Annotated in this window: 6 protein-coding genes; 3 read left to right on the top strand and 3 right to left on the bottom strand. The window is 53.5% G+C overall.

What is annotated here, in order from left to right:
* Window positions 1–26: 26 nt before the first annotated feature.
* On the top strand, window positions 27–1,901 hold the full coding sequence (locus QC823_RS04220) for a methyl-accepting chemotaxis protein (protein WP_309655103.1): 1,875 nt from the start codon (window positions 27–29) through the stop codon (window positions 1,899–1,901).
* A 795-nt stretch (window positions 1,902–2,696) separates the two neighbouring features.
* Here the strand turns inward: QC823_RS04220 and QC823_RS04230 are convergent.
* On the bottom strand, window positions 2,697–3,308 hold the full coding sequence (locus QC823_RS04230) for an exopolysaccharide biosynthesis protein (protein WP_309655104.1): 612 nt from the start codon (window positions 3,306–3,308) through the stop codon (window positions 2,697–2,699).
* 211 nt (window positions 3,309–3,519) lie between these two features.
* The gene (locus tag QC823_RS04235; RefSeq protein WP_309655105.1) at window positions 3,520–4,374 is read right to left on the bottom strand and encodes a mechanosensitive ion channel domain-containing protein; all 855 of its coding nucleotides are present in this window, start codon (window positions 4,372–4,374) and stop codon (window positions 3,520–3,522) included.
* A 326-nt stretch (window positions 4,375–4,700) separates the two neighbouring features.
* Between QC823_RS04235 and QC823_RS04240 the strand changes: the two genes are divergently transcribed.
* Window positions 4,701–4,925, top strand: coding sequence for an amphi-Trp domain-containing protein (locus tag QC823_RS04240; RefSeq protein ID WP_309655106.1), 225 nt, complete (start codon window positions 4,701–4,703; stop codon window positions 4,923–4,925).
* A 33-nt stretch (window positions 4,926–4,958) separates the two neighbouring features.
* Here QC823_RS04240 and QC823_RS04245 read toward each other — a convergent pair whose 3' ends face one another.
* On the bottom strand, window positions 4,959–6,800 hold the full coding sequence (locus QC823_RS04245) for a DUF3413 domain-containing protein (protein WP_309655107.1): 1,842 nt from the start codon (window positions 6,798–6,800) through the stop codon (window positions 4,959–4,961).
* A gap of 189 nt (window positions 6,801–6,989) precedes the next feature.
* Here QC823_RS04245 and QC823_RS04250 point away from each other — a divergent pair, with 189 nt between their 5' ends.
* On the top strand, window positions 6,990–7,670 hold the full coding sequence (locus QC823_RS04250) for a TVP38/TMEM64 family protein (protein ID WP_309655108.1): 681 nt from the start codon (window positions 6,990–6,992) through the stop codon (window positions 7,668–7,670).
* Window positions 7,671–7,696: the final 26 nt, after the last annotated feature.

The following is a 7,696-nucleotide window of genomic DNA, read 5'->3' on the forward strand; positions in this document are numbered from 1 at the left end:
AACTAAGCGTGGCATCATAATGCGATGTGAATAATGCCGATAACCCATCATTTTTTATAAAAACAATCTCGTTATTAGGGAAAACTATGCTTTCTGTCTATCAGTGGATAAGCCGTCGACTGTCCTTTCGTTTGCGTATTGTGCTCTTACTTCTTGTCGTTATCATGCTGCCTTTGTCCATCATGGGGACGGTTACCTCTCAGTTGATGGAGTCCGAGCTCAAAGAAAACATTAATGACTTGTTAGTGGAAACTGGAACCAGTCGCGCCCAATTAATGGATGATTTTATGGTGCGCCGTCATCAGGAAGTTGAGCTTGTATCGGGTTCTAGTACGTTAAGGCGAGGCTCAATAGACGATGCCATTTATGGACTTGAGCGCTATAGCGATACGTTCAAAGAGTTCGATAGCCTGATTTTTGCTGATAACCAAGGTGATCTGGTGGCTTACGCGGGTTCGCCTCTGTCAACTCGCGGAGACGGCAGTCTTGAGCAAAGAGTCAATGAATGGACTCAAGAAGCGCAGCAAGGAAACCAGGTCATCGACCGTATGACGCCAACAGCCGGTAATTTTGATCGGTATCTTGTTTTTGTTGCTAAGGTCGAACATGAAGGGGATCACTACGGCTGGGTATTTGGCCAGCTAAATAGTGAGAAACTTGCAAGCTTTGCCATTGATGTCGAAATTGGTGAGACGGGCCGAGCTACTCTTTTCAACAGTGAAGGAAGGCTAGTCGGGCATCGTGATAAATCCCGTTATGGTTACGACATGGGCGATTATCCAATTATGACGCCTCCCCTTGAAGATCGCAGAAACCATCCTGGCGGCGAGTTTACCAGCGGCGATGGGCGAACCAAGTGGGGAATGACCTTGATGCTTGAGCAAACGACTCGCGAACTAGGATTACCTTTAGGGATTATTGTTGATCAGACTGTAGAAGAGCTTTATTCACCGGTACGAGTGCTTAATGTCACGTTGTGGGTGCTCTGGGGCGTCGCACTGATCTTTGCTGCGGGGGTGTTATGGCTAACCCATCGCGCCATCGGGCGGGTGCAGTTGCTTGTCCGCAGCGTTCGAGAAAAGGGGGACGAGTTAACCCAGGCAGCCCGCTCAATGACACAAATGAGCAACGAAACGGGGGCATCCGTTGAGGCAGAAAAAGAAGAAATTTCCCAAGTTGCCGTCGCCATGAATCAAATGTCTTCAACAGTGCGCGAAGTGGCGCAAAGTACGCAGCGAGCAGCGGATCGTGCTCAACACGTGGTAGAGCAAGCCAAACAATCCAACGGACTATCTGAAGAGAGTGTGCAAGCAATTGAGCAGCTTTCTGAGCAGATTTCTCGCTCCTCCGAGGTGATTAACGAGTTGCGTCAAGACACGCACTTGATAACGGACATCCTTGAAACTATTCGCGGTATTTCCGAACAGACCAATCTACTTTCCTTGAATGCGGCTATTGAAGCTGCACGAGCGGGTGAACATGGTCGTGGATTTGCCGTAGTGGCTGGGGAAGTTCGAGGGCTCGCGCGCAGAACAAACACAGCCACTGAAGAGATTCAGCAAATTGTTGCGAAATTACGCGATGCCTCCGAAAAAGCGGTAAGCGATATGCAATCTAGCCAGCAATTAGCAGAAAAAAGTGTGAAGAAGTCACATCAGTCTGAAGCAGCACTGCAAGAGATATTATCAGGGATGGAAGATATCAATGAGACCAACTCTCATGTCGCTACCGCAGCCGAAGAGCAGAGCGCTGCAGTTGATCAAGTCAATCAAAGTGTCCAGCGTACTAGCGGGATGGCCGATGATAATGCTCAGCGCACTGATGAAATGAGGCAATATATAGAGCAACTCAAAGCGTTGGCAGAAACACTCGACAACGATATCCGTAAAGTTGATATCTGAATAACTTTATGAACTCATTTGCTTGCCTTTTAAAGCGTCATTTTTTCGCGTCTTAATCCAGGAGAATGGCTCAAAATGAGCCATTTTTCTCGAAAATTACAATGCAGACTGGCGAAAGGCGCTGGCATACGTAGGTGCTAAAAGGCCGCTAAGGATCGCTAGTGGCAAAATCGGCCATAAGCAGCTTTTGAGTGAGCACGATATAACACCGAACTAACCGGAAAACTTGCAACACAGCAATTAATTTATCCGCGTGCAGCGCATCGTTAAGAGGCATACGTGGTCTTTATGCTTCTCGGCGCCAGGTTGAACCCTATTTACATGAAGAGATGGGATAAGTTTCCTTGCTTGCTAGAATCCCTGGTTCTGGCGTGTATTCCAACGCTTCTTAAATTTCGACACTCGGGCCTGCCGGTGGGGGCGATGCTTATTTCGCCGGCCACCCCATCCAAACCGCAAAGTGAACCGTTCCGGGATTCCCGGAGGCTTCAAACCTTGAGAGGATGGAGCTATGAGCAAATCAAATCGATATTCTCCTAAAGTCCGCCAGCGGGCGGCACGTATGGTCTTCGACCATGCAACTGACCATCCCACCCAGCGGGTAGCTATCGGCGCCATTGCCCAAAGATCGGCTGTAACCCTGAAACACTGCGCAGTTGGGTCCGCCTGGATAGCTGACGTATCCTATACGCCTTGATGGGCCAGCAGGACGCTCCCACGTCTCGATCCATCAGCATCACTTTAGGTCTACCGGCCGGTCTTGTGTCCGTGCCCACCTCGGGACCTTTCCACGAATCACGCTGAGATGAGCAGTGGTTCCTTAAGGAAAATTTCGATAAGCCGCCAGCTCCCACCAATGATAGCCGTGGAAACAACCGCAGCAATTACAGCAAGACCGAGCCCAGCAGCGACTGCGATGCCATCTCGATGAGCCAGTCCAAGCGACAGAATCAGTACTGCCAACCCAGGCAGTGTATTACCAAATGGAATCGGGAGTGCTATCAGCAAGGCCATGATAAAAATAACGGCGCCGATGCTCTGAATAGCCAATGGCGTAATAAGACAGCCTAGGCGCACGCTCAGACGCCGCTCAAGTTTTTCGAGATGTGGGGTCGACTTGCCTAAAATCCGCTCCAGCTGTTGCCGGCCGATACGCAGTTGGGCAATACCCAGCGGTAGCCGGATGCGCTTGGTGCCGATCGCCATCTGTATGCCAATGAAGGCTAGCGCGGATCCAAATACCATGCCTGCGGGAATGCCTGGCGTTGGCACAATCGCAGGGATTGCGAAAAGCAATAGTACCAAGGGGGTGGCGCGTTCATCGAGGGCAGCCAGAATGTCGCCTAGTGTGGGGCGCTGATTGTTCAGATGACCAGGTAGAGCACGCAGCACAGCGGTCAAGCTCATTTCTCAAGCACTCCATCAACGTCGCAGGAAGCGCGACGTGGGGAATAATATAGTGAAGGCAGGTAAATAGGTATCGAGCTTTTCTGATTTTTTGCTATGGCACCGACAGAGTATCCCCTGACCGGCCATCGGGGTTTTTAGGTGGTCGCTAGCAGTTCAACCTTCGCGTCATCGTAGACGTATTCCGAGGATATGGCATGCCGGTTTCTGTTCATTCTTCCGTCGATGCGCTCGCCATATTGCGCAATAGCCAGTAACGGCGCAGTACGGCATCGTTAATGGCCTGCTCCAGCTCAAAGGCACTGGAAGTAGGGCAAAACAGAGTGACGCCCAGACATTGTTTTCCAATATCCGTCGTGGCAAGCGTCACGCGAGGATGGGGGTCAGCGATATCGATGCCACTGCGTTTTCTGATCAGTGCGCTGTAGCGTTGGGCCAGCTCTGCATGAGGGACGTGTAACTTCGCCACCTCCTCCTCCAATGCCGGCAGAACCGATCGCATGTCGACATCAGGCTCCAAAACGACGCAAACTTCGAAATACACCCACTTATTGAAGAAGTTCTGGTTCCTGATCGGTGTAGTCAGAAAAATGCTGTTGGGAACCACGATGGTCTTTCCCGAATATTCAAAGCGTCCCACGGGCCCGCCAATTTCCTGAAGGGTCGTTGCTAGCATGGTCTCGTCGACCACCTGACCACGCAGGTTGCCAATCTCAACCCAGTCTCCAATCTCGAAAGGTTGGTTGACAACGCGCAGTACAGTGCCCGACAGGCAAAGGATCAGCTCCTTGGTGGCGATAACTAACGCTACCGCGAAGGCGGTGATGGACAACGCGAAGGCATGCAGAGAAGGCAACCAGATCAACACCAAGCCGACCAGGATGAGAACCACAGTGGCATTCCGGATCCGGGCTAGCCACACGCGGCGGTGATCAGACAGGATCTCTTTCTGGCCGCGTATGACGCGCACCGCGAGGATGCGAAACAGGACGATAATGCATACAAGTGCTACTGAACTCACGCCACGGTTACTCAGTAGTTCCATCCAGACAGAATTATCAGGCATGGCGGTTTTGCTTTACCTCCCTAAAGATCAATGGTGTGACGCAAACATGCCACAGAGACATTGCTGCGTCGATTGAGGAGACCGGCGGCACCTTCTTCGTTTACGGATTATGCAACCCAGCTAAGCCAGCTCCAGTGACGTGACGGGCAGTGCTAAAGAAAGCATCACTATACTAAATCTAGGCAAGGATTTTGGCGTGCCACCGTCAGGACCAGATAGAAGGTATAGGCCAGGACGCCGGATAGCGCTGACCTGCTAAACTGGATTCAAGCCTGTTTGCAGCACAGCAGCGGGCTGTTGGTACCGACGTCACCGAGGAGAGACACATGAGATCCAAAGAAGAACGAGATGTAGAGAAAAACTATCCGAAAGCCGACTTCGTGGCCAAACTACGGCGTCTGGCGGATGCCATTGAGAACGGGGAACGTTTTGATATTCAGATTGCAGGCGAGCGCATCTACGTTCCCGTGCGAGCCGAATTCACCATCGAACACGAACGGTCCGATGATGAAGAGGAGATTGAGTTTCAGATCAAATGGCAAAATGAATAAATCAGATCATTTGAGCGTAGCGTGTCCATGCCCTTAGCGATAAAAGCGCGACAGGGCCTGGAGTACCGCGTTCGAGACGGTCGGGTTGGGACGTACGTCGTTAAGCTCGTTCATTCGATAGTCATAAACCTCAAAAGACCCCGCCGGATGCACGGCAATCTGGTACTCGGGCAGCAAAATGCCATAGCCCATGTAGCTCCCTGAGAGCATCCATTCACGCGTCACCTCAGGATTCAGCAAGTTATGACCAAGCGTATAGCGCTCTGGCGCAGTTTCGCAGCCCAACACTTTTTCTAGCAGGGTCGGCGCGATGTCGGCGTGATGAGAGCGCCGAGTGATCTCGCCGCCCGGGTGCCCCGGCAGGTGCAGTACCAGCGGTACTTGGACCTGTTCCGGCGTGTAGTTGCTGCCATGGCCCCAGTAGTTCTTGCCGTGCTCATTGAAGGACTCGCCATGATCCGAGGTGATCACCACCGCCGTGTTTTCCAGTAGCCCACGCGCGTCCAGGTCATCAAGAACACGCCCCAGTTGCTGATCCACATAGCGTGCCGCGGTCCGGTAGCGATTCCAGTAGGGTTCGGGGTCGAACCCTGGGCCCAGGACCATATGGTTGACGCTCTCCCAGTAAGGGGTAAAGCGCGGAACGTCAGGCGGATGGCTGTACCCGTGCACGGCATCGTAGAAGAGAAAGCTGAAAAAAGGACGATCACTTGGCTCTCGGCTCTCCTCTTCAGCCCATGCCAACCAATTATCGGTGATCTGGCGGTCTCGCTCCCAGGGCGCTCCCTTAGCGGGTTGCAGAGAAACGTCTTCGAGGCCGGCGAAAACATTGCGATCGAAAGCGGGACTCACTAGCGTCGCCGAGGAGAGCACCTTGAAGCGATAGCTTTGCGCTTCCAGGGTTTCCATTAGCACCGGTGGCGTCTGGCTGGCGGTAAAGGCGTCCCAGTAGGTGACCGGCAGCCCGTAGAAAAGGCTGAACACGCCAGCTTTGGTAGAGTTGCCCCCACTAATATGCTCGCTCGCCTTGATCCAGCCCGGCTGGTTGGCATAACGATGGAGGTTCGGCATTACCTCGGGATTGAGCATGTCGTGACGCAGCGTATCCAGCACGACTAGCATAACGTTGTCCGGGGAGTCTTGAGGCTGGCACGACAGCGGGGTAATGGGATAGTTAAGGTCCTGTTCATCCCCTGGCGCTGCTTCTAGATTCACGGCATCGCGCACTGCCTGAGCATCGACCCAGCCCTGCTCAACAAAGAAACGTTTGGCAGTAGCGGGATAGAAGACCGGCACATGGCGGGTCATACCGGTGATCTCACGATCATAATGGGCATCCGCCCAGGCATGCCAGCCATGTACGCCAAGCAGGGCTACGAAACTGGCTGCCAACGTCGACCGTAAGGGTACAGACCGTGAGCGTCGCCTCAGCACCTTCCCCAGCATGCCCTGGATTATCAGCATACCCAGCACCCCGCCAATGGCCAGACTCCAGGCCACCCAAGAGAAACTGAACACATCACCGCCAGCATTGAGCAGCAGATCGAGAATGAAACCGCTCAGATGGAAGCGATACTGAGCGTAAACGAAGGTATCGAGCAGCAGCAACAGCTGCAGTGCGCTGGCCCATAGGGTGGTTACCAGCCACAGCCATTTGCCCCGGATGACAATCGCCAGCAACAACAGCGGCAGCGCACCCAGCCATACCAGCAGGGCCAGATGGCCAAGGAAAACCAATAAGAGATAGCCCCATTGTGTTGTTCCATCGGGGGCGATATAGGGCACATAGCGGGTGGCGATTAGCCAGGCGATCAGCAGGTTGGCGAGCGTCCAGGCTCCGAGCCAGCGCCAATGAGAGAAAAGGTTCGCGATCATCAAAGGTACTCTGAACAAACGACTGACCAGCAGCAAATAAAGCCTGCCGTAAGGAGCTAAAAACGGGCGGCATAGTAACCCAGTGACGTAAGTTGACCAAGCACCGTCACCATCCCTTGTTTCTGATTTGGGCCGCCGCCGTACCTGACGTATCCTGAACGCCTTATTGATTCGTCAGGACGCCCCCCAATGTCTCGCACTCTCAGCATTACTCTCGGTCTGTTGACCGCGCTAATCGCCTTCGGCTTGCTATGGCAATGGCTCGCCATGCAGGATGTGCTAACTGCCAACAACCTCAAACAGTGGATCGCTCAGTCCCCACAATGGCGTGACAGCCCATGGCTTTTCCTCGCGATCATCGGGATCTATGTCAGTAGCCTGCTGGTGATGTTTCCATTGAGCATCCTGGTGGCCGTCACTGGGCTGGTGTTTGGCCCTACCTGGGGGTTCATTTATGCCACCCTGGGGACGCTATCCTCATCGGTCGTTTCCTATTGGGTGGGACAACGCCTGGGACGCGAAGCCCTGATGACCTATGGCGGACGCCACCTTAAGGGTATGTCACGTTACTTGGCGAGCCGCGGCATCCGTACCATGACAGTGATCAACCTGCTGCCCCTAGCGCCTTTTACGCTGACCAATATGATGGCCGGTGCCTTTCACCTGCGCTTTCGCGACTACATGTTCGGCTCGATCTTAGGTATCGTGCCGGGGCTAGCCGCCGTGACCCTGCTTGGTAGCCAGCTCGGTGCCCTGGTCACCGCCACCGACCGTGGGGAACTACTGTGGTCGATGGCTGGATTAACCGCAGGCATCGCCTTGCTGGTAGCACTGCGGCAGTATTCTCGGCACAAGACCAAGCGCCGCTAGCGACGCCAGCGCCGGCCACTGTGGTA

This window comes from Vreelandella vilamensis, from assembly GCF_031451755.1.
Lineage (GTDB): Bacteria > Pseudomonadota > Gammaproteobacteria > Pseudomonadales > Halomonadaceae > Vreelandella > Vreelandella vilamensis.